22 protein-coding genes and 1 tRNA gene are annotated in these 22,502 nt (G+C 42.4%); 12 read left to right on the top strand and 11 right to left on the bottom strand.

Going from position 1 to position 22,502, the window contains the following annotated elements; all coding sequences use genetic code 11:
- Nucleotide 1: 1 nt before the first annotated feature.
- Nucleotides 2-2,323, top strand: a complete 2,322-nt coding sequence (locus KXD93_RS17170) for an SEC-C metal-binding domain-containing protein (RefSeq protein ID WP_258138524.1) — start codon at nt 2-4, stop codon at nt 2,321-2,323.
- A gap of 15 nt (nt 2,324-2,338) precedes the next feature.
- Here the strand turns inward: KXD93_RS17170 and KXD93_RS17165 are convergent, their stop codons facing one another.
- Entirely contained in the window at nt 2,339-2,752 is a 414-nt protein-coding gene (locus tag KXD93_RS17165; protein ID WP_258138523.1) for a lecithin retinol acyltransferase family protein, read from the bottom strand.
- Between the two features lie 133 nt (nt 2,753-2,885).
- Between KXD93_RS17165 and KXD93_RS17160 the strand changes: the two genes are divergently transcribed.
- Nucleotides 2,886-3,992 (top strand): restriction endonuclease, encoded by a 1,107-nt coding sequence (locus tag KXD93_RS17160; protein ID WP_258138522.1) that lies wholly within the window; start codon nt 2,886-2,888, stop codon nt 3,990-3,992.
- A gap of 291 nt (nt 3,993-4,283) precedes the next feature.
- Here KXD93_RS17160 and KXD93_RS17155 read toward each other — a convergent pair whose 3' ends face one another.
- The 3 genes from KXD93_RS17155 to KXD93_RS17145 all read right to left on the bottom strand — a co-directional run bounded on the left by KXD93_RS17155 (nt 4,284) and on the right by KXD93_RS17145 (nt 6,952).
- Entirely contained in the window at nt 4,284-4,745 is a 462-nt protein-coding gene (locus tag KXD93_RS17155) for a nuclear transport factor 2 family protein (protein ID WP_258138520.1), read from the bottom strand.
- 295 nt (nt 4,746-5,040) lie between these two features.
- Nucleotides 5,041-5,114, bottom strand: a tRNA-Ala gene (locus tag KXD93_RS17150).
- Between the two features lie 542 nt (nt 5,115-5,656).
- Nucleotides 5,657-6,952 carry a DUF885 domain-containing protein gene (locus tag KXD93_RS17145; protein ID WP_258138519.1) on the bottom strand — a complete coding sequence of 432 codons (1,296 nt, stop codon included), beginning with the start codon at nt 6,950-6,952 and terminating at the stop codon, nt 5,657-5,659.
- A gap of 787 nt (nt 6,953-7,739) precedes the next feature.
- Between KXD93_RS17145 and KXD93_RS17140 the strand changes: the two genes are divergently transcribed.
- The 3 genes from KXD93_RS17140 (at nt 7,740) to KXD93_RS17130 (ending at nt 9,536) form a co-directional block, all read left to right on the top strand.
- Nucleotides 7,740-8,963, top strand: coding sequence for an MFS transporter (locus KXD93_RS17140; protein WP_258138518.1), 1,224 nt, complete (start codon nt 7,740-7,742; stop codon nt 8,961-8,963).
- A 195-nt stretch (nt 8,964-9,158) separates the two neighbouring features.
- A complete protein-coding gene (locus KXD93_RS17135; RefSeq protein ID WP_258138517.1) occupies nt 9,159-9,359 on the top strand; it encodes a hypothetical protein in 201 nt (66 codons plus the stop codon).
- Nucleotides 9,360-9,374: 15 nt separating this feature from the next.
- Nucleotides 9,375-9,536 carry a hypothetical protein gene (locus KXD93_RS17130; protein ID WP_258138516.1) on the top strand — a complete coding sequence of 54 codons (162 nt, stop codon included), beginning with the start codon at nt 9,375-9,377 and terminating at the stop codon, nt 9,534-9,536.
- A 78-nt stretch (nt 9,537-9,614) separates the two neighbouring features.
- Here the strand turns inward: KXD93_RS17130 and lpxB are convergent, their stop codons facing one another.
- The 7 genes from lpxB to acs form a co-directional block, all read right to left on the bottom strand.
- Nucleotides 9,615-10,727, bottom strand: a complete 1,113-nt coding sequence (gene lpxB, locus KXD93_RS17125; RefSeq protein WP_258138514.1) for a lipid-A-disaccharide synthase — start codon at nt 10,725-10,727, stop codon at nt 9,615-9,617.
- On the bottom strand, nt 10,724-10,987 hold the full coding sequence (locus KXD93_RS17120) for a hypothetical protein (protein WP_258138513.1): 264 nt from the start codon (nt 10,985-10,987) through the stop codon (nt 10,724-10,726). The genes lpxB and KXD93_RS17120 overlap by 4 nt, the downstream gene beginning before the upstream one ends.
- A gap of 3 nt (nt 10,988-10,990) precedes the next feature.
- Complete coding sequence (surE, locus tag KXD93_RS17115) at nt 10,991-11,764, bottom strand: 5'/3'-nucleotidase SurE (protein ID WP_258138512.1); 774 nt, start codon at nt 11,762-11,764, stop codon at nt 10,991-10,993.
- A 156-nt stretch (nt 11,765-11,920) separates the two neighbouring features.
- Nucleotides 11,921-13,069, bottom strand: coding sequence for an acyltransferase family protein (locus KXD93_RS17110; protein WP_258138511.1), 1,149 nt, complete (start codon nt 13,067-13,069; stop codon nt 11,921-11,923).
- 89 nt (nt 13,070-13,158) lie between these two features.
- The gene (locus tag KXD93_RS17105; protein WP_258138510.1) at nt 13,159-13,992 is read right to left on the bottom strand and encodes a tetratricopeptide repeat protein; all 834 of its coding nucleotides are present in this window, start codon (nt 13,990-13,992) and stop codon (nt 13,159-13,161) included.
- An 85-nt stretch (nt 13,993-14,077) separates the two neighbouring features.
- Nucleotides 14,078-14,263 carry a CsbD family protein gene (locus KXD93_RS17100; RefSeq protein WP_258138509.1) on the bottom strand — a complete coding sequence of 62 codons (186 nt, stop codon included), beginning with the start codon at nt 14,261-14,263 and terminating at the stop codon, nt 14,078-14,080.
- Nucleotides 14,264-14,367: 104 nt separating this feature from the next.
- The gene (gene acs, locus KXD93_RS17095) at nt 14,368-16,281 is read right to left on the bottom strand and encodes an acetate--CoA ligase (protein WP_258138508.1); all 1,914 of its coding nucleotides are present in this window, start codon (nt 16,279-16,281) and stop codon (nt 14,368-14,370) included.
- A 317-nt stretch (nt 16,282-16,598) separates the two neighbouring features.
- On the opposite strand from acs, the gene rpmB reads away from it, so the two are divergent.
- The 7 genes from rpmB to KXD93_RS17060 all read left to right on the top strand — a co-directional run bounded on the left by rpmB (nt 16,599) and on the right by KXD93_RS17060 (nt 22,489).
- Nucleotides 16,599-16,832, top strand: coding sequence for a 50S ribosomal protein L28 (gene rpmB, locus KXD93_RS17090; protein WP_094572451.1), 234 nt, complete (start codon nt 16,599-16,601; stop codon nt 16,830-16,832).
- Nucleotides 16,833-16,906: 74 nt separating this feature from the next.
- Nucleotides 16,907-17,089, top strand: coding sequence for a 50S ribosomal protein L33 (gene rpmG / locus KXD93_RS17085; protein ID WP_067063463.1), 183 nt, complete (start codon nt 16,907-16,909; stop codon nt 17,087-17,089).
- Between the two features lie 90 nt (nt 17,090-17,179).
- Nucleotides 17,180-17,341 carry a DUF4295 domain-containing protein gene (locus KXD93_RS17080; RefSeq protein ID WP_252790010.1) on the top strand — a complete coding sequence of 54 codons (162 nt, stop codon included), beginning with the start codon at nt 17,180-17,182 and terminating at the stop codon, nt 17,339-17,341.
- Nucleotides 17,342-17,513: 172 nt separating this feature from the next.
- Nucleotides 17,514-18,479, top strand: a complete 966-nt coding sequence (ftsY, locus tag KXD93_RS17075) for a signal recognition particle-docking protein FtsY (RefSeq protein WP_258138504.1) — start codon at nt 17,514-17,516, stop codon at nt 18,477-18,479.
- 113 nt (nt 18,480-18,592) lie between these two features.
- Complete coding sequence (rimO, locus tag KXD93_RS17070) at nt 18,593-19,927, top strand: 30S ribosomal protein S12 methylthiotransferase RimO (protein ID WP_258138503.1); 1,335 nt, start codon at nt 18,593-18,595, stop codon at nt 19,925-19,927.
- 135 nt (nt 19,928-20,062) lie between these two features.
- The gene (bshC, locus tag KXD93_RS17065; protein WP_258138502.1) at nt 20,063-21,664 is read left to right on the top strand and encodes a bacillithiol biosynthesis cysteine-adding enzyme BshC; all 1,602 of its coding nucleotides are present in this window, start codon (nt 20,063-20,065) and stop codon (nt 21,662-21,664) included.
- A 288-nt stretch (nt 21,665-21,952) separates the two neighbouring features.
- The gene (locus KXD93_RS17060) at nt 21,953-22,489 is read left to right on the top strand and encodes an RBBP9/YdeN family alpha/beta hydrolase (RefSeq protein ID WP_258138500.1); all 537 of its coding nucleotides are present in this window, start codon (nt 21,953-21,955) and stop codon (nt 22,487-22,489) included.
- Nucleotides 22,490-22,502: the final 13 nt, after the last annotated feature.

Raw genomic sequence — 22,502 nt, 5'->3', positions numbered from 1 at the left:
AATGCTCAGAAGTACGGAAGATGTCATAGCAGACCTAAAAAAGCTAATTCATACGCAAAGCTATATTTATTCGCTTTGCCTCATCTTGTATGAAGATTTCCATTTGGATATCAATAAAATCCATGAAATTAATCACCGGGCAAAATTAAGTGTGAAGGAATGTTCACTGATTTTAGGTTTCTTAAGCCAAAAGGAAATTAATTTTAGTACACCAGCGTCACCGGAAGAAGCGATAGCGTTGAAAGATAAAACATACGAACTCATGCGTGAATTGCATAGTTCATTCATGGCTCCGCAACTTACCAAGATTCAGGACATGCTGGAACGGCAAAAGAATGGCGAAGTATTTGAAGACGATTGGGCGGAAAGGTTAGATTTCTTTGTTAAGGACAAAGGAATGATGGAACCGATGTTTTATGCGGGCGATGGTGTTTATGACTTTCAATACCTGGAATATTTAGAACCGAAATACAAGTACGATCGCGACTGGCTTTTGGAAAACAAAGGGTTTGATATTGACCAAACAAAAGAAATCATAAATACCATAAGGCAAATCCATACTACTAAAACCAAAAATGTCACTCCATTTAATTTAAAAGATGTTTTTCCAAAAGTTGCGGAAAAAGCGCGCAAAAAATTAAAGAAGCAACTGCCCAAGGAAAAAATCGATGAAATAGAGCGTCAGCAATTTGTCGCGATCACATTCTATCAATTTAAAGCGCTCTTCCCTACGCCTGAGATCATGCAAGATGATAATAGCGAGGGGTGGCAAGAATTTTATCAGAACCTCCTGGGATTATTTACTGTATCGCCGTCAGAATTTACCACTATAAATCAGGAAGCGGTACGCCGATTCTTTCAAAACTTTTCATTTGTTCCAGCATGTAACGAGGGCTATGAGGGACCCGGATTTTTCAATATACTCAATTCCCGTCCTATCATTGATTTGGCGGACGGACGATATTTTATCCCTATTAATTACCTGATGACCGAGGCTATTTATGAAAGCCCTTTCTACTGGATGTTTGACGACGCAAAATATCGCGACAAGCTTGCCGAACATCGCGGGAAAGTGGGTGAAGAAATCGCCTATAGTTTTCTTTCCAAGGTATTTGGCACCGATCACACTTACCGATCTGTTGTTATCGAAAAAAAGAAAGGCCACCGTGACACGGATATCGACGTGCTTTGTATATTGGGAAATAAAGCTTTGTGTGTACAGGTAAAGTCCAAAAAACTGACACTTAATGCAAAACGCGGGGATTTTGATCAGTTGTCAAAAGACTTTAATGGTGCAGTGCAAGATGCCTATAACCAAGGGTTGGTTTCCCGAGATGCGCTATTAAACGGCGGATGTAGGTTCTTTAATGAAACTGGAAAGGAGATCTTCCTGCCCGAAATCAATGAAGTATATATTATGGGGTTAACGACGGAGAATTACCCGTCACTTGTGCACCAGGTACATATGATGCTGGTTAAGGAAGCCCAAGACCCTTTTCCATTATTCCTTTCTGTTTTCGATTTGGAATTGCTCGTACATTATCTGAAAGACCCCTATGATTTCCTGTATTATGTGCGGCAAAGAATTGACCTGATGGATTATTTCCGGGCAGATGAAGAATTGGTCTACCTGGGCTATCATCTTGACCGGAAACTCTGGCGGATGGAAGGCTATGATCACGGCATGATAGAAACAGACTTTGGTGGGATCATCGATAGGAATTATTACCCGCATAAGACCGGGATGTTGCACCTTTTGCCGGAAAAGGATGATCCGATTTTGAACAGGTGGAAGGACCCGTATTTTGATGTTCTTGTAAAAGAACTCAAGTCGGCAGGACATGCTAAAGCCACTGACATTGTTTTTCATCTGCTGGATTGGTCCGGCGATGCGCGTAAAGACATCGTTACGAAAATGATTAGCCTAAAGGATACTTCCCGGAGCCAGAGGATATTGAAATCAATGACTACGTCCGCTGCTAAGTTTGGACTTAGCTATCTGGTATTGAACAATACCGACCCGTTGGAGTTGCAGGAAAGAGCCTTAACGTATGCCACGCTGAGGAAGTATTTGTCCAAATCCGACACCTGGCTTGGTATGGGTTCCTTTTCCACCAGCCGAAACTTGATCGATACTTTTATTTATTTGGATGAACCTTGGCAAACCGACATGGAACTCGAAGCGGAATACAAAGACGAACTAGCGAAAATGAAGACTAGCAGGGTTGTACCTATAACGGGAAATCATAAAATCGGAAGAAATGATCCATGTCCTTGTAAGAGCGGAAAAAAATATAAAAAATGCTGCGGAATGAACCTATAATCAGATACGTACTGCTTATTTACCCTTGAAAGCTAAAACACCCAGTGTCAACGCGAGGAAAGCAGCAGTGGCAACCTGGCAACTTTCTTTTTTTCCATAACGGACTTCATTGGCAAAGTGTTCACAGTTGTAAACCAACAAATTATAGGGCGTACCCAATAATGCTACAGCTCGTTGGATAACCTGGTTTTGCTGGTAAATATTCCCGTAGAATTTTTCAATGCGGGCAATCCGGCTGGCTTTTGCAAAAAAATCACTGGCCTCCAGTAAATGCACGCCTACGCCAGCCAAGTTTTGAATGATAATTTCCTGACCGTACTCGTCACGCCCTAAGTAAATAGCAAAATGCTTGGTCAAACCAGTTTCAAATAAGGGAAGAAGAATGCAATCTCCTATTTCCAATCCATAGTGTTCATCAAAGTGTCTCATTTGCTGTTATTTTAGTTAGCCTAAATTAGCGATAAACCATAAATTGTACAATAGCTTATGATTGCCTTTCATTGCACATGAGTTCCCTAAAGTTCCCTGGAATGCCTTAACTTTAGTGGTTTAACCTTATACAATGAAATTTGATATTGCCGATAGCGATGAATTTAAAACGATCATATTGCAAAACCGTGCGCGGGAGATCCATGAGTTGTCCCAGCAGCGTTTTTGGGGGCATGTGATCGTTTATGGCGAGCCGGGTATCGGTAAGACGGCTTTACTGGAGGCTTTTAGGGATAAGAACCCCGTGGGGTATCTGGGTATTACTTTTTTGCGCGGACATGAGGTCGAGTTAAATGAATCTTTGCTTGCGCCGTTTTTGATCTCAAAGCTGCGTCGACCAAATATGAATGGATTTCCTGAGCTACTGATTATTGATGATTTTGACCAGATCATGTCCAAGTCCATTCGGGAGAAAGTTGCGACTATGCTCCAAGAAGGACGTAAATGGGGCTACCGAGTTATACTGTCAGCGCGGAAACAGATCAATGAAAAAGTATTTGAACAATATGCTAGTGTGATTCATTTAGGCGGGTTAAATGAAAAAGACACTCTTATGCTGTTTGAACTGTTCGAAGAACAGCTCGGTCAATATGCCGAACAATTACCACATCTCAGGCAAATGGCGCTGGATCTCAACGGAAACCCACTTGCCATTCTGGACTTTATTCATTTATTGACAGAAGTCGAACAGAAAAAGCCCATTATTTATCAAAGCCCGGTATTAATCACTGAGTCAGATCGGCCAGGAATTATTACCGATTTGCGACTCATTAATCAACGCATATTAGATCGCATTGGTCGAAAACCCGAAGCGGTGCGTCATTTAACACCGCGGCAGTTTGAGGAACTCGTGGCGGAATTGTATGAAGAACGGGGTTACCAGGTTAGGCTAACGCAACAAACACGAGATGGCGGCAAGGATCTTATCATTATGAACCGGAGCGATATTGGTGATTTTATGATTTATGCGGAATGTAAGCATTATGCACCGGACCGACCGGTCGGCGTTAGCGTAGTTAATGAACTATTTGGCCGGCTCAATGCGGATAGGGCTACGGCCGGTTTAGTTGTCACCAGTTCTTATTTTTCACCTGATGCTAAAGTCTATCAATCCAAACTCCAGCATCAACTTAGCCTAATAGACTTTGTAAAGCTCAGTTCAATGATGGAACAGCTTTAAGGTTATCGACAAATGCCAGCGTATTAGCCAGGATAATTTGAAAACGTTCGTTCATCCCCCCCCGCCTGTTCAAGAGTCCCGCTTGAACTTTATCCTTGGTCAGCGTCCCACTGACGTTACCAAATAATCAGATTTTAGCATTGCGGCTGTTTTGTTTAAGAAAGTATTGTAAGCGGGACGCCTACATTTTTTTGGGTTCAAACGGGACGCTTGAACCGGCGCGGTGGTTCGACTTTCGTTCTGGTCGGGCTTCGATCAATAAATAAAGTTTAGTGATTCATAGTTATTATTTTAATGGCCGACACTAATCATTCGGGTAACTTTCCACTGCCCATCTTTCCATTGCCAGATGCTGGTGAATTTATACACGCTGGAAAAGGTCTGCCCGTCACGGATGAGCGTAAAGCGGTGCTCGCCATATTCCACTGCGCCGTAACCAGGTAGCGGGTAAATGTCAAGCGTACCGGCAATCAAGTCCCGATGCAGGCTTGGCGTGCTGTTAAACATCTTTTTAAAATTTGAGATGGTCGTCTTGTAATCTCCCATACCATCCCTGTCATGGTAGAACTCAACGTTCTCGGAAAAAACGTTTTGTAGCACCCCGATCTGATGATTATTAAACGCGTCGAATAAAACACTGTCCATGTGCAGGATGGTTTTATAAAGGGACGTCCTTTCCTGTGCGCTTGCAGCATATGAAGCAAGTATTGCGCAGAAGAGAAAAAAAAATAAAATAATAGGTGCTTTCTTCATGATCTAAACTTACAAACAATTTTCAGTTTTGCTAATTATCCTAATCCCGGAAGACGCCAGTCTTCCCGCGTTCGGCTATCTTCAGCTTTTCGACTTTATTCGATCCCGGGCGTTTTGTGCGGAAGACCGGTGCCCGATATCCGGGTTTGCAATTTGAGACGACTATGCTTGTAGATTATGTCTGCCGTAAAACAAAAATTGCTAAACCTATTGAATGCTATTATAAAGGGTGGTGGTGTGTATTCCCAGCATAAAAAAAGGCTTTACGATGTTTCGTAAAGCCTTGATTATCAAGTGGAGAATATCGGAGTCGAACCGATGACCTCTTGCATGCCATGCAAGCGCTCTAGCCAGCTGAGCTAATCCCCCTTTTTGTGGAGTGCAAATATATACCTTTCGGGCAGAAATCCAAAGCGGTTTTATTTTGATTTTAACCGGGGGTAAATTTGTGATTTAATGCGAGTGAGGCATACCGGTTGCGCGTAATTGCTGATTGTCAGTTATTTACAAACGCTAAAAATTAACTATTTGATAATGAGGATGTTTCACAGCGTTCCGCGTGTTCCACTTACAAAAATGGAACGCTTGCGGTTGGCGATGGGTATTTACGTGTTAACCCTCTAAAAAGTTAAATGGTTGACTATCAAATATTTAACTCAAAATATTCGCAAATTATGTTAACCCTGTTACCCCCCCCCTCTTGTTCCACAGCGTTCCGGGTGTTCCGCTTACAAAAATGGAACGCTTTGCCAGCGCATCGCCCTGAAGAAAGTTTACACTTTTGGCGGTTAACCCTGGATAAAGTTTACACTGCTCAGTAGTGAGAATTTGAAATGGCTGATAATGAGGATGTTTCACAGTGTTCCGGGTGTTCCACGTGCAAAAGTGGAACGCTTTGGAACAAACTCGCGTTAATCTTCCGCAAGCACCCGCTCCCTCACCATAAATACCGGCAGCGAGCCCAGGTTTAAAATGCGGTCGTGAAAATCCCTGATGTTGAATTTCGCGCCTTCCCGTTTTTGGATGGTCTGCCGCCATTGCATGATCTGCCCTGCACCGTATTTATAGGTGATGCATTGGGCGGGCCAGCGCTTTACGCGGGCAATTTCGCGCAAGGCTATGTCATCCTGGTTTTTTATATTCTTTTTCCAGAAGGCGAGGGCCTGTTCATCCGTCCAGCCGTAATAGTTAAGCCCGATGTCCATCGGCACCCTTACCGATCGCACAAGATCCCATTCCCATTTGCCAAGTTCGTCGTAAGGGGTTTTATAAACACCGAGGTCCTTGCCGAGTTCTTCGCAATAAGCTCCCCAGCCTTCCTCCAGTCCCAAATAATAAAAAAGCTGCTGCACCTTTGATTGCTTTACGGCAGCATTGATACATGATTTATAATGATGTCCCGGCACCGCCTCATGTATAAACAACCAGTCGACCTGCCTTTTGTTATAGGGCTTGTTAAACTGGTTGTAGTAAAATACATTATCGTCATAATAGCCGGGAGCCTGTGCCATTGCCTGGTTGGTTCCCTCTTCAATTTTCAGGGGTGGGATGGGGTGTTCGTTAAAGTCGTTATGCAGGTTGTCGTAAACAATGGCTTTTGTATGCTCAAAATATTGCTGTACGTCCTTTGGGTTGCTGATGAAAAATTCCTTGTCGTTTAAATGTTTGTAAAAAGCATCCTCACTTAGGCCGCTCTGCTTTTGGATGGCTTCGATGTGGCCCTGCACCCGCTTTACTTCAGCCAACCCAAATTGGTAGATTTCATCGGGAGTAACATCGGCGCTGAGCCAGTTCTTCAAAAAATAAGCATACCACGCTTTTCCGTTGGGGATGGTAGCTAATCCACGGTCTGAAATTTCAGCAGGTTTGTTGGCTGTCCACTGTTTTTCAAGGCTTAGCCGCTGCAGGTTCATGCCGGTTTCATAGGCTATTAGCTCATAGTCCTGTTTTTGAGCGGCGTTTAAATCTTTAAGGTTAAACTGTTTTTGTTCCGATTTAATAGATTCAAAAAAGGCAATCTGTTTTTGAATCTCATCTGCCGGTTTTATTTGCTTTAGCATAGTTACATAGCTAAGCTCCAGTTGGGGGATCTTAAGTGCCGTATATCCCTTTACGAATTCGTCTGTAAACTGATCAAAGGTTTCGGGACTTTTAAATCCGCTTAAACAAAACAGTATGGCAGATAGGCAGATGAGTTTAATTTTCATAGTTTATATTAAACTTAGGTATAACAGGCGACAATTATTTTAATTGACTCAGTTGCTGGCTGAAAGTTACACGATTATTTAAATTCGGTGTTGTGCGATTGGATGGGAAATTTTACGGAAACGAAACCTATAGAAACAAGAAGCGCCCCTGATGGGCAGGGGCGCGTTCTAACCAATTATAAACCTAAATTATGAGAAGACTTTTTTAATGTTTGTCACGGTGTAAAAGTAACACTATCTTTTAACATTTATCGAATTTATTTGTAATTTTTTTGTAAAAAACCGATTTGCTGTTATTCGATTCACAAAAATACAAACATTTTGTTAATAATATAATAATTGTGAAATTATTTTTAATTTTTTTATTTGATTATTCATTGTGGTGGTATTTATTGTATAAAAATTAAAAAATCAAACATCAAAAATTATGTAATTATATTTTTTATGCTAAAAATTGATTGTTTTAATCAAATATTTCGATTGGTTTCTGATTATCAGTCAAAAATTACTCCAATAAAACTGATTTTGACAAAATTTATTGTTCGTTTTTGATTTTTAATCGATCTATTTCCCTAAAACATTAAAAAAGTCTCTTTTTTCTGTGGTTAAATAAATCTCAATCATGTAATAAAAACAAATCAGGGTGCTAAAGCGCAAAGCAATTATTTGTTATTTGTGTATAAAATTCTCCCAAACTGTGCTGTCATTGGTAAAAAATTGCTCAAATCAAACATCATTTTAAAAATGCTTTACCACTTTTGCGGTGGTTTTTACTCACTGCATTATTATGTCCAACGTCACGACTCCCCGCAAACATCCTGAACTTACTTCATTAACGCTTTGGATAATGACCGTCGCAACCGGGTTGGTGGTAGCTAACCTTTATTACAACCAACCGCTGCTGGAAGATATTGCCCGTACGTTCCATACTTCCCGCGCTAAAGCCGGGCAGGTTTCTATACTCACACAAATGGGTTATGCCACTGGGATGTTCTTCCTGGCTCCGCTTGCCGATATGGTGAAACGCAAGAGATTGATGGTTATTTTATTTGCGTTTATTGTTTTGTCGCTTTTAATCACTGCGCTTTCCCCGTCAGTCAACATATTAATATTTGCGAGCTTCTTTTTAGGGGCGGCATCTATGATTCCCCAATTGCTGGTGCCAATGGCAGCACACCTGGCCAAACCAAGTGAGCGGGGTAAAAAGATAGGCGTTATTATGAGCGGCCTGTTAATAGGAATCTTGCTTTCGCGAACTTTTAGCGGTTATATTGGCGAATACCTGGGCTGGCGCGCAGTGTATTATATAGCCGCGGGTATAATGTTATTAATGTGGCTGATGATCGGCATATTCTTACCCGAAGTGGAGCCCGATTATAAGGGCACCTATAAAAGCCTGATGACATCGCTGATTCACCTGGTTAAGGAAGAGCCAAAATTAAGGCTGGCAGCCCTACGCGGAGCATTATGTTTTGCCTGTTTCAGCGCATTTTGGACAACCATTGTGTTCCTGCTGAAGCAAAACTTCAACATGGGCAGCAGTGTAGCGGGGGAATTCGGCCTCGTTGGCGCCTTTGGTGCAATTGCTGCGGGTTTAATGGGGCGACTAAGTGATAAAATGGACGCCTACAAATTATCCGGGTTCACTTTACTGCTGATCTTGATCTCCTTTATCATCTTCATTTTCTCAGCGCATAGCATAGCCGGCCTTATTATAGGAGTAATTGTGTTGGACATGGGCGTGCAGGCAACACACATTTCGAACCAGTCTATAATATTTGCGTTGAAACCTGAAGCACGCAACAGGATTAATACCATTTATATGGTTACTTACTTTTTAGGGGGCTCACTCGGAACATTTATCGCCACCCAACTTTGGAAAAGCTACCAATGGAACGGTGTATGTATAACCGGGATGGCAATCTCCGTAATAACCCTTATTATTCATTTTCTCAATCACCCGCCGGCAGCCTCTGCAACAAAGCCCGTTAATGAACCCGCGACCGTATAGTTTTTTGACTACTGTTTAAAAAAGTGGACTATTATTTTGTACACTCAAGAAGGCAGGTAGTTGTTCCTGATATTTTGGCAAAAAGACGTTTTTATAGCTGACTGTCATGCTATTGTCTTACGAACTACAAATCAAAAGCAGGTCGTTTTTATCGCCAAGGATACTTTGGCATTAATTTAGAACAATACCTATCAAATGCAATACAGGATGGCACTTGATAGCAAAAAACGCGAAGGCGAAGAGAAGGAATGGGAAAACCCTGTCGAGCCCGCAAACACATCGGACGAGCGGGATAAGGAGCAACTGTTAAGGCAATACAAAGAAGCCAAACGCAGGAAGGATAACCTGACTGAAGACGAGGAAACTGATAAAAAACTAAATAAAACTATTAACTAACGAAACGCTCTACCTATGAAAACTTACAAAAAACCGGCAGCAAGCAAATTAGTTGCAAAGTTTGATAACGAATTAATGAACATCCTGGTAAATGACTTAAAATTATTTATGGCTAAGAATCCATTTTCAAATAGCAAAAAACAGGCTATGGTACAATCTACCTTGTCGGTAGCCTGACCATTATATATCTATCTACCGAAAAACAGTAAACAACATCATCTATGAAAACGATAGAGCTTTGCAATATGCAGGGCTCTATTTTTTTGTGGCGTATTTTATAATCAGCTCCGCTGTTTTAGCTGATGCACCGGGTTTGCCCATTTTTACATCAAGCTCGTCATAATCGCCCAGCATACGGTTGCGGTAGTTTTTATTGTCGATAATCTTATCCAATTCGGCAGTGATATTTTCGGGGTTACAATCCTGCTGGATCAACTCTTTTACCACCATTTTATCCATAATGAGATTTACGAGCGAGATAAATTTAATTTTAACCACCATCCGTGCTATACCAATGGATACGGGATGCCCCATATAAACTACCACTTGCGGCACGTTAAATAGAGCAGTTTCCAGCGTTGCCGTTCCCGATGCTACTAATGCTGCTTCAGCATTGCTCAGCAGATCGTAGGTCGCATTAAATATAACCGGGACGTTTTTTTCAACGATAAATTGCTGGTAATAATCTGCATTAAAAGAGGGTGCGCCTGCGATAACAAATTGGTGATCGGGAAATTTGTCGGTAACACCAAGCATTGCGGGCAGCAAACGGCTGATCTCCTGTTTGCGACTACCGGGTAATAATGCAATTATTTTTTTTGCAGATAGGTTATTATTAGCAACGAAGTTTTCATTCGGGCTAAAAGCAGCAACTGCGTCAAGCAGCGGGTTGCCTACATAATCAACCTCCATGCCCCATTCCCTATAAAAATCAACCTCGAAAGGCAGGATGCAAAACAGGTGGTCCACTGTTCGCTTTATTTTAAGCACGCGCTTTTGGTTCCAGGCCCAAACTTTTGGGGAGATATAATAGCAAACTAAAATATTGTTGGCTTTGGCAAACTCAGCTATCTTTAAATTAAAACCGGGGAAATCTATTAATACCAAAACATCGGGTTGCCAGGCGGCAATATCATCCTTGCAAAACTTCAGGTTTTTTAAAATAGCGTTCAGGTTCATCACTACCTCGATAAAGCCCATAAAAGCCATATCGGCATAATGCTTTACCAATATGCCACCTTCAGCCAGCATCAGGTTGCCGCCAAAAACACGAAACTCCGCCTGTGGGTCTTTCTCTTTTAGCGCCTTCATTAAGTTGGCTCCGTGCAGATCGCCCGAAGCCTCGCCGGCTACCAGGTAATATTTCATCGCAGGTAGGCTTTAAATATAAAAATTGCAATCATCGCCGCAAAGCTAGCGAGCATTATACCATTACCGGTTTTATCGAGGTCTTTTTTGAATGCAAATCGCAGCATGATCAAATTTAAGCCAATAGCTATCCAGTAAGGCAATGCCGGGCGATTGATCAAATCGATATTGTTCTTTAAATAATGTGCCGTTATCCAGGCGATGGCAGGAAAGATCAAAGCGAGCAGGATGCCTATAAGGAGACTGTTTTTGTTTAGCATGGTTTATACATTAAACGTCCAGCTGTTTAAAACCGGGATGGCATGGTGTGCGGTCATATCAAACTGCACGGGAACCACGGATGCATAATTATGCTCCAGCGCCCAAACATCAGTATCTTCACCATGATCATTATTCTGAAAGACACCGGTTAGCCAATAATAAGGGCGGCTATGCGGATCAATGCGCTCGTCAAATTCTTCAGCCCATTTGGCATTCGCCTGGCGACAGATCTTTATCCCTTTGATATTTCCGCCAGCCGGGAAGTTTACATTCAATAAGGTTGCTGTTGGCAATCCATTTTCTAAAACCTGCAGCGCAATTTCCTTCACAAATTTTAGGCAATGCGAGAAATCAGCCTGTAGGGTATAATCGTCTACTGAAAAACCTATAGATGGGATACTTTCAATAGCACCCTCAACGGCCGCCGACATGGTGCCTGAATACAAAATATTAATAGAGTTATTCAAACCATGATTAATGCCCGAAACACAAAGATCAGGCTTTTTGCCCTTAAAGATCTTGGTTACGGCAAGCTTAACACAATCAACCGGGGTACCCGAGCAACGGTACATTTCAGCCCCGTTGTAAATGTCAACCTCGTCCAGTCGTAAGGGTTTGCCAATAGTAATGGCATGTCCCATACCCGATTGTGGGCTATCCGGCGCTACTACTACAACCCTGCCAATTTCGGCCATGGTGTCCATTAAAGCCTTTATTCCGGGGGCGGTTATGCCATCATCGTTTACAACAAGTATGGTGGGTTTGGTTTTTGTCATTTGGCACAAAATTAATTATATTTAGCTTACCCCACGGAGAGAAATATGCAATGCAATATGTTCTTCGTAGAAATGCAATACATTGGGTCTCTAGCCAGGAGATAATTTGCAAACCTTTGTCGTGTATAAAGACGCGAAGTATCGCGCCTCTACAGGTTAGATGATTTTCTTCACCCCCGGCACCAACACAATAACCGAAGCCAGTAAAAAACTACCAACCACCGCCAGCGGCCCAACCACCAAAAGCTTCGCGGCTGGATCAATAGCCCAACCCCTTACCGCAAGCGACAGAGAGATCAACACCAGCGGGTGAAAAATATAAACCGCAAATGTGTACCGCGATAACTTATCCAATATAACTGACGACCTATTCCACAGTGCCTTGCCATAGCTCAATAACATGGTTATGATCGAAAAGCCTAATACCTGTTCCCAAACGGCATATAACAACGACTGCCAGTGCCATCCGCCGGAAAACCATTCGAGCGGCATGTCGAGTTTTAGTTTGATTGCGTAGAAAACCGGGAAGAACAGGATCAGTACTATTACAAGGGCCAACATTCGCTTGCCAGCCTTGAATGATAAAGTATTCAGCCAGTTGTTTCTATAAGCGATCAACCCGAATATAAAAAGTGCAATGTATTGCGAGAAATGTGCCGGCTGGAAACCAAGCGGGTTTAACACCCAGCCTGTGGGGAAAACCGTGCGCACAAGAAAGCTGACTGCACCCACAACTACTGCTGTAAAAATGATTTTGCCTGTAGATGGTGCAGGCATGTTTTTGGATGGCCCATTTTTTATTACGAGCCGCCATAGCACATAGGTCAAAGTAAATAACAAAAGCGCCGCGACAAACCAAAGCACACCGAAATCTATCCAATGATGAAAGCCGCCAAGGTATTGCAGGGAGGTGATGTGATTCCCGTCGGCAAAATAATAAACCAGGTAACTTAACAAGGGCGATAAGATAAAGGAGTAAAACACAAGCGGTAACCCTAGTCTCAACAGTCGGTCGCTCACAAACTTTGCTGCTCCCTTTTTATTGAACGATGGACCGATAAAGTACGCCGACAGGAAAAAGAAGAACCCCATAAAGAATGCCTGGTTAACGGCCACGAACATTGTCATGGGTATAAGCGCACCCATTTGGGTGGTCTTTTGGGTGTAGTACCAGCCACCCGGCGCCCCGAACGTAATAAATGAATGATGCAGGATCACCAATACGGTTAACACCACCTTTAAGTGGTCAATATAATAGATCTTCTTGGCTTGTTCAGGAATTAACGCTGATGGTGACGTTGGCATAAGCTAAAGGTTGATTGTTACTAATAGACAACCGGATATCTGCTTAGTTACACTGACAATAAAAAAGGAAAGCTTTCGCCCAGTTTAATCTATTGGTCGCTGTTGCAATACCTATTTGCGTATTCATCAGCCTTGGGTTCGTTACGCAATTTTGCTATTGTGAAATCTGCACATGCTTCCATTTTTTTGCCTAAATGAAATTCATAAATACCACGGTACAGAAATACAGTATTTGAATTAGTATTTAAATCTATTGCTTTTGTCAGGTCATTAACAGCCAACTGATATTGTTTATTGTCACCATACGCTACCGCCCTGTTAAAATAGGCATTTATATTATTGGAATCTATTTTTAATACTTCCGAATAGTCATCGATTGTACCTTTAACATCTCCAACATTACGCCTAAAAGATGCCCTTGCGGAAAAAGCGCGGTAAAAGTCGGGTTTGAGTTTAATTACTTCATTCAGGTCTTCAATAGCTTTCTGCTGGTCTGCAATCGCCGCATATTCAACGGCCCTGTTGTAATACGCAAGTGCAAAATCACTTTTCAAACTGATTGCTTTGGAATATAAATTTATAGCTTTTTTTGATTTACCTTCAATTTGATTAGCCTGCGCATCAACGTAGTAAGCCATGGTAAAGTCCGGGTTTATTTCAATTGCTTCGTCAAATGCTGTTATGGCTTTCTTGTTTTCGTCAGAATAAATATAACAATTACCCAATCCATAATAAGCATTGGCGTTTTTGGGATCATCTTTTATAGCAAGTTGAAATTCGTCTTTTGCTTTTTCAAGATCGTCAGCCAGGAAATAGTTAAATCCATTTATATAATGGGCATCGCTAACATATTGAACTTTGTTTTTGCAGGATGTTGCCGAAAAAATGATAGCAACTACAATAAGGCTTTTGAGGTATTTCATTTTTTAAATATAAAACACTTTATATTTAAAAATAGGCTGGCTGTAAATAAAAAAGGGAAGCTTCCGCCTCCCTTTAATAGTGTTCTTATAAACTGTTGAGCCATTTTACCAGCTCATCTCGGGATTTGCCCGTTTTTTGCTGAAGCTTACCGAGTGTTTCATCGTCCTTACCTTCTTCGTGGATCAGGTCATCGTCAGTTAAATCGCCGTATGCTTGTTTTATCTTGCCCTTCAACTCGTTCCAGCCGCCTTTTAATTCTAATTTGTCCATGATGTTTTTTTTAGATGTTATTAAATAACACCGATATCATCATTTCGGTTTTTAAAAATAAAAACTTCGGCCATGAACTATGAACCATCAACTATGAACTTCCCCTACAACGCTCCCGCCTTTATCTCATCCACAACGCCCGGATCAAGTAAAGTGGAAGTATCGCCCAAATTGCTGGTATCGCCTTCTGCAATCTTTCTTAAGATCCGGCGCATGATCTTTCCTGAGCGCGTTTTTGGCAATCCGTTTACAAACTGGATCTTATCCGGTTTAGCAATGGCGCCAATGATGCGGGTCACCGTCATCAGGATGTCCTGACGTGCAAGGTCATCGTCGCCATGCTTGTTAGGGCAAACCACAAAAGCATATACCCCCTGGCCCTTAATATCATGCGGGTAACCCACTACTGCCGATTCAACAACGCTGCTGTGCATATTAATGGCGTTCTCCACTTCGGCAGTGCCAATGCGGTGCCCGGATACATTCAGTACGTCATCAACACGCCCTGTTATGCGGTAGTAGCCATCCTGATCGCGCAGGCAGCCGTCCCCGGTAAAGTATAAATTCTCGTAAGTTGCAAAATAGGTTGTACGGCAGCGTTCGTGATCGCCATACGTGGTGCGCAACATGCCAGGCCACGGAAAGCGGATACACAAATTACCGCTTACGCCGTTGCCCTCAATTATATTCCCGTTTTCATCAACCAGCACAGGTTGTACACCGGGCAGGGGTAAGGTAGCATACCCGGGTTTTGTTGGAGTGACGCCCGCTATCGGCGAGATCATAAATCCACCGGTTTCTGTTTGCCACCAGGTATCAACAATAGGGCACTTGCCCAAACCTATTTTTTCATCAAACCAATGCCATGCCTCCTCATTGATAGGCTCTCCAACAGACCCCAGCTTTTTTAACGAGCTGAAATTCTTTCCTTTTAGCGCATCATCGCCAAAGCTCATTAGTGAACGGATAGCAGTGGGTGCCGTATAAAGTATATTAACCTCGTATTTTTCTACAATGTCCCAAAAACGACCCGGAGTTGGCCATGAAGGGATCCCCTCGAACATTACTGTGGTTGCGCCCTGGCTTAATGGCCCGTAAGCAATATAGGAGTGGCCGGTTATCCAGCCGATATCGGCTGTGCAAAAGTAAACTTCGCCGGGTTCGTATTGAAACGCATTGGCAAATGTATAGCCGGTATAAACCATATATCCCCCGCAGGTATGTACCACGCCCTTTGGCTTGCCGGTTGAACCTGATGTGTACAGGATAAATAGCATGTCCTCAGCGTCCATAACTTCGGGCGGGCATTCTAAATTTCCCTGGGTTTCTATTTTTTGGATCTCATCTTCCCACCAAACATCACGGCCCTTGATCATTGAAACCGGCGTACGGCTGCGTGTAAGCACAATTACCCGCTCAATAGTCGGGCACTGCACCAGGGCGTCATCAATGATATTTTTTAATGGGATTGCCTTATTGCCCCGGAACCCCCCATCAGCAGTGATAACCAGCTTACAGGAAGCATCATTAATTCTATCGGCAATGGATTGCGCTGAAAAGCCGCCGAAAACCACGGAGTGGATGGCCCCGATCCGTGCACAGGCCAACACTGCTATCGCAAGCTCGGGCACCATAGGCATGTAGATACAGATCCGGTCGCCTTTTTTTGCTCCGTTGTTTTTCAGCACGTTGGCAAACTGGCAAACCTTATCGTAAAGCTGCTGGTAGGTTAATACCCTGTGATGCTCCTGCGGATCGTTGGGTTCCCATAAAATGGCGGGTTTATCGCCAAGCGCTTCCAGGTGACGGTCGAGACAATTTTCGGTAATATTAAGTTTTGCACCCTGGAACCATTTAATGGACGGATCTTTAAAATTCCAATCAAGTACTTTATCCCACTTTTTACGCCACAGAAAATTTTCGGCGATGCTTTCCCAAAATTGCTCGGGTTGTTCAACGCTTTGTTTATAAACTTGCTGGTATTCTTCAAAAGATGAGATCTTCAAGGTGGTTTTCATAGACTACTAAATTGGTGGGCGTAAATTAGTAATTTTTGTATTAAGCGAATAATAAATCGAAACTTTTTAAAATAATTTAAGAAGTTCCGATTTAGCTCTTAGGCCTAAAAAAAATGGTTATAACGAAATGGGACATATACGGAACTGAAAAGCACCCATTATTAATTGAATAACCGGATGCTATTAACCTCAATTATGTTCAAAACTATCACCCTAAAATAATTTAAAAAAATAATTTAAAACAGTATTGCCTATTTCACATAAAATCCTGATATTTGCAAACTCTTTACAAAAAGGGAGAATTAAAAAGATTTGTCATGTCAAGAATTTGTGATCTAACAGGAAAAGGATCTTTAGTAGGAAATAACGTTTCTAACTCAAACGTTAAAACCAAACGCAGATTTCATCCAAACTTAAAACTTAAGAAGTTTTATATTCCTGAAGAGGATAAATGGATTACCTTAAAGGTATCTACTTCAGCTGTTAAAACCATAAGCAAAAATGGTATAACTGCTTGTATCAATAAATTTGTAAAAAAAGGGTACATATAGTAGTTGATTAGGTTGAATGATTGATTAACTCAAATCACTAATTCACTAATTTGCTAACTCAATAAATAAAGAAAATGGCTAAGAAAGGCAATAGAGTTCAGGTAATTTTAGAATGCACCGAGCATAAAACAAGCGGCATGCCTGGTATGTCTCGTTATATTACCACCAAGAACAAGAAAAATACAACAGAAAGACTGGAAATGAAGAAATTCAACCCGGTTTTAAGAAAAGTAACTGTTCATAAGGAAATTAAGTAATTGGTTGATTAAGTTGATTGGTTGATTAGGTTAAATAAGCAGCCAAAATTCACTAAATCAGTAATTCACTAAATCAATAATTAAAAAGACATGGCAAAGAAAGTAGTTGCAACGCTAAAGGTAGCAGGTAAAGGCAAAGAATATTCAAAAGTTATCACAATGGCTAAGTCACCTCGTACAGGTGCTTACTCATTCAAAACACAAATTGTAGCTAACGATTTCGTTAAAGACGCGATAGCCGGAAAGTTATAATAATAATTTTTGATCAAAATATAAAAGCCATCTTGTATTACGAGAAGGCTTTTTTTGTTGAGGCGATTTTGAGAAGCAAATGAATTTAAGTTGAGATATGTCTATCCACTTACAATCAGCAGATAATAAATCCGCACATTTGCATATCCGCACATTTGCACATTAAAAAAACATGGGATTATTCGATTTTTTCAAAAAAAAGGAAAGCACTCCGCAAGAGCAGGAAGCGCTGGACACCGGATTGGAAAAAACCAAGGATAACTTTTTTTCAAAAATAACCAAGGTCGTTGCCGGTAAATCATCTGTTGATGATGATGTGCTTGACGACCTGGAGGAAGTGCTGGTAACGTCAGACGTCGGCGTTAAAACCACGCTGAAGATCATCGATCGCATCCAGGCCCGCGTTGCCCGCGATAAATATATAGGTACATCTGAATTGAATAACCTGCTAAAGGATGAAATTCAGCAACTCCTCGCCGAAAATAACAGTAACGATTTTACCAGCTTTGAATACGGCAACCATAAGCCTTATGTTATAATGGTGGTTGGCGTTAATGGCGTAGGTAAAACTACCACTATTGGAAAGCTTGCCCATAAATTGAAGCAAGCCGGCAACCAGGTAGTATTAGGCGCTGCCGATACTTTCCGAGCTGCTGCCGTAGCACAGATCCAGCTTTGGGGGGAACGTGTAGGGGTGAAGGTGGTGGCGCAGGCAATGGGTTCTGATCCTGCTTCAGTTGCCTATGATACCTTGCGCTCGGCTGTTGCGAATGGTGACGACGTAGCAATTATTGATACTGCCGGTCGTTTACATAATAAGGTTGGTTTGATGAATGAGCTTACCAAGATTAAAAATGTAATGCAAAAGGTAGTTCCCGGCGCGCCGCATGAGATCCTGCTGGTGCTTGATGCCTCAACCGGGCAAAACGCCATTGAGCAATGCAAACAATTTACCGAGGCAACAGATGTGAATGCGCTGGCTTTAACCAAGCTTGACGGTACTGCCAAAGGTGGTGTAGTAATAGGAATCTCGGATCAGTTTAAGATCCCCGTAAAATATATAGGAGTTGGTGAAAGTATGAATGATCTGCAGTTGTTTGACAGGCAGGAATTCGTGAACAGCCTCTTTAAACAATAAAAAACATTGTCATTGCGAGCGACAGCGAAGCAACCTCGTCGCAAGCATGGCGGTCATGCTTAGTTACGAGGTTGCTTCGTCGTTCCTCCTCGCAATGACAATTGGGTTTAAAAATGAAAACAAAAGAAATTTATCGGCCGGAAAAAATGAGTAAACCACGTGTAAACGTAGTTACTCTTGGCTGTTCAAAAAACATTTACGATTCCGAGATCCTGATGGGACAGCTGAAAGGCAACCATTTTGATGTAATTCATGAGGCCGAAAAGGTAAACAGTGATGATATCATTGTGATTAATACCTGCGGTTTTATTGATAACGCCAAGCAGGAATCTATCGACACGATTCTGCAATACAGCGAACTGAAGGAACAGGGTAAAGTTGGGAAAGTAATTGTTACAGGCTGTTTGTCTGAACGCTATAAGCCGGAGCTGGAAGCCGAAATTACCAATGTTGATTCCTGGTTCGGCACCAACGACCTGCAAAACCTGTTAAGCTCTGTAGGCGCTAATTACAAACACGAGCTGATTGGCGAACGTTTGTTAACTACCCCAAAACATTTTGCTTATTTTAAAATAGCCGAGGGCTGCAACCGTCCCTGTTCATTTTGCGCCATCCCGCTAATGCGCGGCAAGCACCTGAGCTCGCCAATAGACCAATTGGTTAAAGATGCCCAGGCCTTAGCCAAAAACGGCACCAAGGAATTGATCTTGATTGCCCAGGATTTGACCTATTATGGTTTAGACTTGTACGGCAAACGCAATTTAGATGAACTGCTTCGCCGTTTGTCTGATGTTAACGGCATCGAGTGGATCAGGCTGCAATATGCTTATCCATCCGGCTTCCCGATGGAAATCCTTGATGTGATGAACGAGCGCGACAATATCTGTAAATATATGGATATGCCTTTGCAACACATCAGCGACGATATGCTGAAGTCAATGCGCCGCGGTATCACCAAACAAAAAACCATAGATGTGGTAAACCAGATTCGTGATAAGGTTCCGGGGATTGCCATGCGTACCACGCTGATAACCGGCTATCCCGGTGAAACCGAGCGCGATTTTGAAGAAATGCAGCAATGGGTTGAAGACACTAAATTCGACCGCCTGGGTTGCTTTACTTACTCGCACGAGGAAAAAACACATGCCCACTCATTGGTTGATGATGTGCCTGAGGAAGTGAAACAGCAGCGTGCTGATGCCATCATGGAAATTCAACAAGGTATTTCCTTTGATAAAAACCAGGAGAAGATCGGCAATACGTATAAAGTTTTGGTGGATAAAAAGGATGGCGGCTATTTTGTTGGTCGTACCGAGTACGATTCGCCCGAAGTGGACAATGAAGTTTTAATTGATGCCAGCATTGATTACGCTACCATCGGCAGCTTTGTAAATGTAAAGATCGATACTGCTGAAGACTTTGATCTTTATGGACATATTGTAAAATAAAGCCCTTTTGATTTACAGGATGTTTATTTTATAATTTTAAAGTATAAATTCGACATCTTTAACAATGGATGGCAGCAATGTTCCGCCGGATTCCCCTAAATCCGAAATAGAACATCCGGCATCCGAAATCAAACGATGGACTCAGCCTGTATAAACTATAAAGACACGGGATCCTTTTCCCCAACTGTTATCGATTACCTGGAAGACGCCCCGGCGCTCCGTCCGTTTTATGGCTCGCGCCCGGATCTGAAGGGATTTGCTGAGTTTTTGAAAACCAAAAAGGTAGTTGCCGACAGGGAAATCTTAGTTGAGGTTTTATTAGATCAATACGCCAGGTTATCCAATGATCCGCAAAGTATTGAGTTCCCCCTTCAGGGGGTTAGGGGGCTCAGGAACAACAACACGTATACCGTTACTACCGGTCACCAACTTAATATTTTTGCTGGTCCCCTATATTTCCTTTTTAAGATCGTTACCGCTATTAAGCTGGCGCGCCAGCTGAAACAGGAATTTCCGGATAAAGATTTTGTGCCGGTTTACTGGATGGCATCCGAAGACCATGATTTTGCGGAGATCAACTATACGAACATAGGCGGTAAAAAAGTACATTGGTGGTACGAGGCATCGGGTGCTACTGGTCGTATCAACCCGGATACCATGCGCCAGGCGCTCAATCAATATAAGGGTGCTTTAGGCATCGAGCGCCATGCCCATGAGCTGGCCGAAATTGTTGAAACCGCCTACACTAAATTTGATAAGCTGGCCGATGCCACCCGGTATTTGGTGAACGCATTGTTTGGTCAATATGGTTTGGTAATTATTGATGCAGATGATCATCGCTTCAAGCAATCATTTGCGCCGATAATTGAGCAGGATATCATCGAACAAAACAGCTTTAAAAATATTGAGGCTACGAATAAGCAATTACATGATATCGGAGTTCACATCCAGGTTAATCCGCGTGAGATCAATTTCTTTTATTTGCTGGAGGGCCTGCGTGAACGGATAGTTTTTGAGCATGATGTGTACAAAGTGTTAAACAGCGAAATTCAGTTTACAGAGGCTGAACTAAAGGTTGAGATCAGTAAATATCCTGAGCGGTTTAGTCCGAATGTGGTGATGCGTCCGCTGTACCAGGAATGCATTTTACCAAACATTGCCTACATAGGCGGCGGCGCCGAAGTGGTTTACTGGCTGGAGCTGAAATCGAACTTTGAGCATTATAAGGTTGATTTTCCAATCCTGATATTGCGTAATTCAGGCCTCGTAATTGGTAAGGAAACTGCATCCAAAATAGCCAAAATGGACCTATGCCCGGTTGATCTGTTCAAGACGGCAGATGCAATTAAAAACGACTGGATCACTAAGCACAGCAAGCATAATTTAACCCTCACCGAAGAGTGGCGTGAACTAACCAGTGTTTTTGAAAAAATAAAGCTGCGTGCCTATAAAATTGACAATACGCTTGCCCCGTCTGCCGATGCAGTGCAGGCCCGCTTAAAACACGCCATAGATAACCTGGAGAAAAAGCTAATTAAAGCCGAAAAACGCAATTATCAGACCAGGTTGGAACAGGTGGAACATATTAAAAGCGACATCTTCCCTAAAGACAGTTTACAGGAACGCAGCGAAAATTTCGGCCTGTTCTATGTAAAATGGGGGCAGGAGTTTATTGATGAGCTTATCCGCCATTTTGAGCCGCTTGATTTTAAGTTTACGGTGTTGACGGAGAAGTAATTAACAAACTTTGTCATTGCGAGTTTAAAAATCCGCTGGATTGCGAAGGTGAAATGACAAGAAAGGGATGTCATGCTGAGGCACTCGAAGCATGTGTCACTTCGAGTGCCTCAGTGTGACACCCCACCCTAAGATGTATAACTTGTCATGGGTAGGAGGAACGACGAAGCAACCTCGTCGCCACTTATTCGCTATAAAAGTAGTACACTTTTTTGTCCGCTCTGTACAGCTACGAGATTGCCACGCTACCGCTCGCAATGACAAAATATATAAATATTTACTTAAATCATGAAGTTCCAATCCACCATCCTCATCATTCCCGGCCTTGGCAATTCCGGCCCGCAGCATTGGCAATCTATTTGGCAAAACAAGTTTGATTTTACTCGTGTTGAGCAGGAGGAATGGGATACACCTATTTGCTCGGATTGGATTGAAAATATCAACAAAGAAGTAAGCAGGCACGATCCTGCAAATGTGATCCTTGTTGGGCATAGTCTTGCTTGTACAACCATTGCGTATTGGGCATTGAAATACAATGTCAATATTAAAGGCGCACTGTTAGTAGGCCCAAGCGATACAGAAGCCGATACCTACCCGCCGGGAACAACCGGTTTTAAGCCTGTGCCGCTTTTTAACCTGCCATTTAAAACAATAGTAGTAGCCAGCACCAACGATTTTTACGTAGCGTTCGACCGCGCCAAACAATTTGCGGACGGCTGGGGCAGCGAATTAATCAATATTGGTGATGCCGGGCATATCAATGTATCCTCGGGGTTTGGCGAATGGGATGAGGGATTGGAGATCTTGAACCGACTGGATAAATAATAACTTCCCCAAA

It is taken from the genome of Mucilaginibacter phenanthrenivorans, assembly GCF_024721155.1.
Classification (GTDB): domain Bacteria; phylum Bacteroidota; class Bacteroidia; order Sphingobacteriales; family Sphingobacteriaceae; genus Mucilaginibacter; species Mucilaginibacter phenanthrenivorans.
The sequence above is the reverse complement of the archived record's forward strand: the minus strand, read 5'-3'. Positions and strand labels throughout refer to the sequence as shown.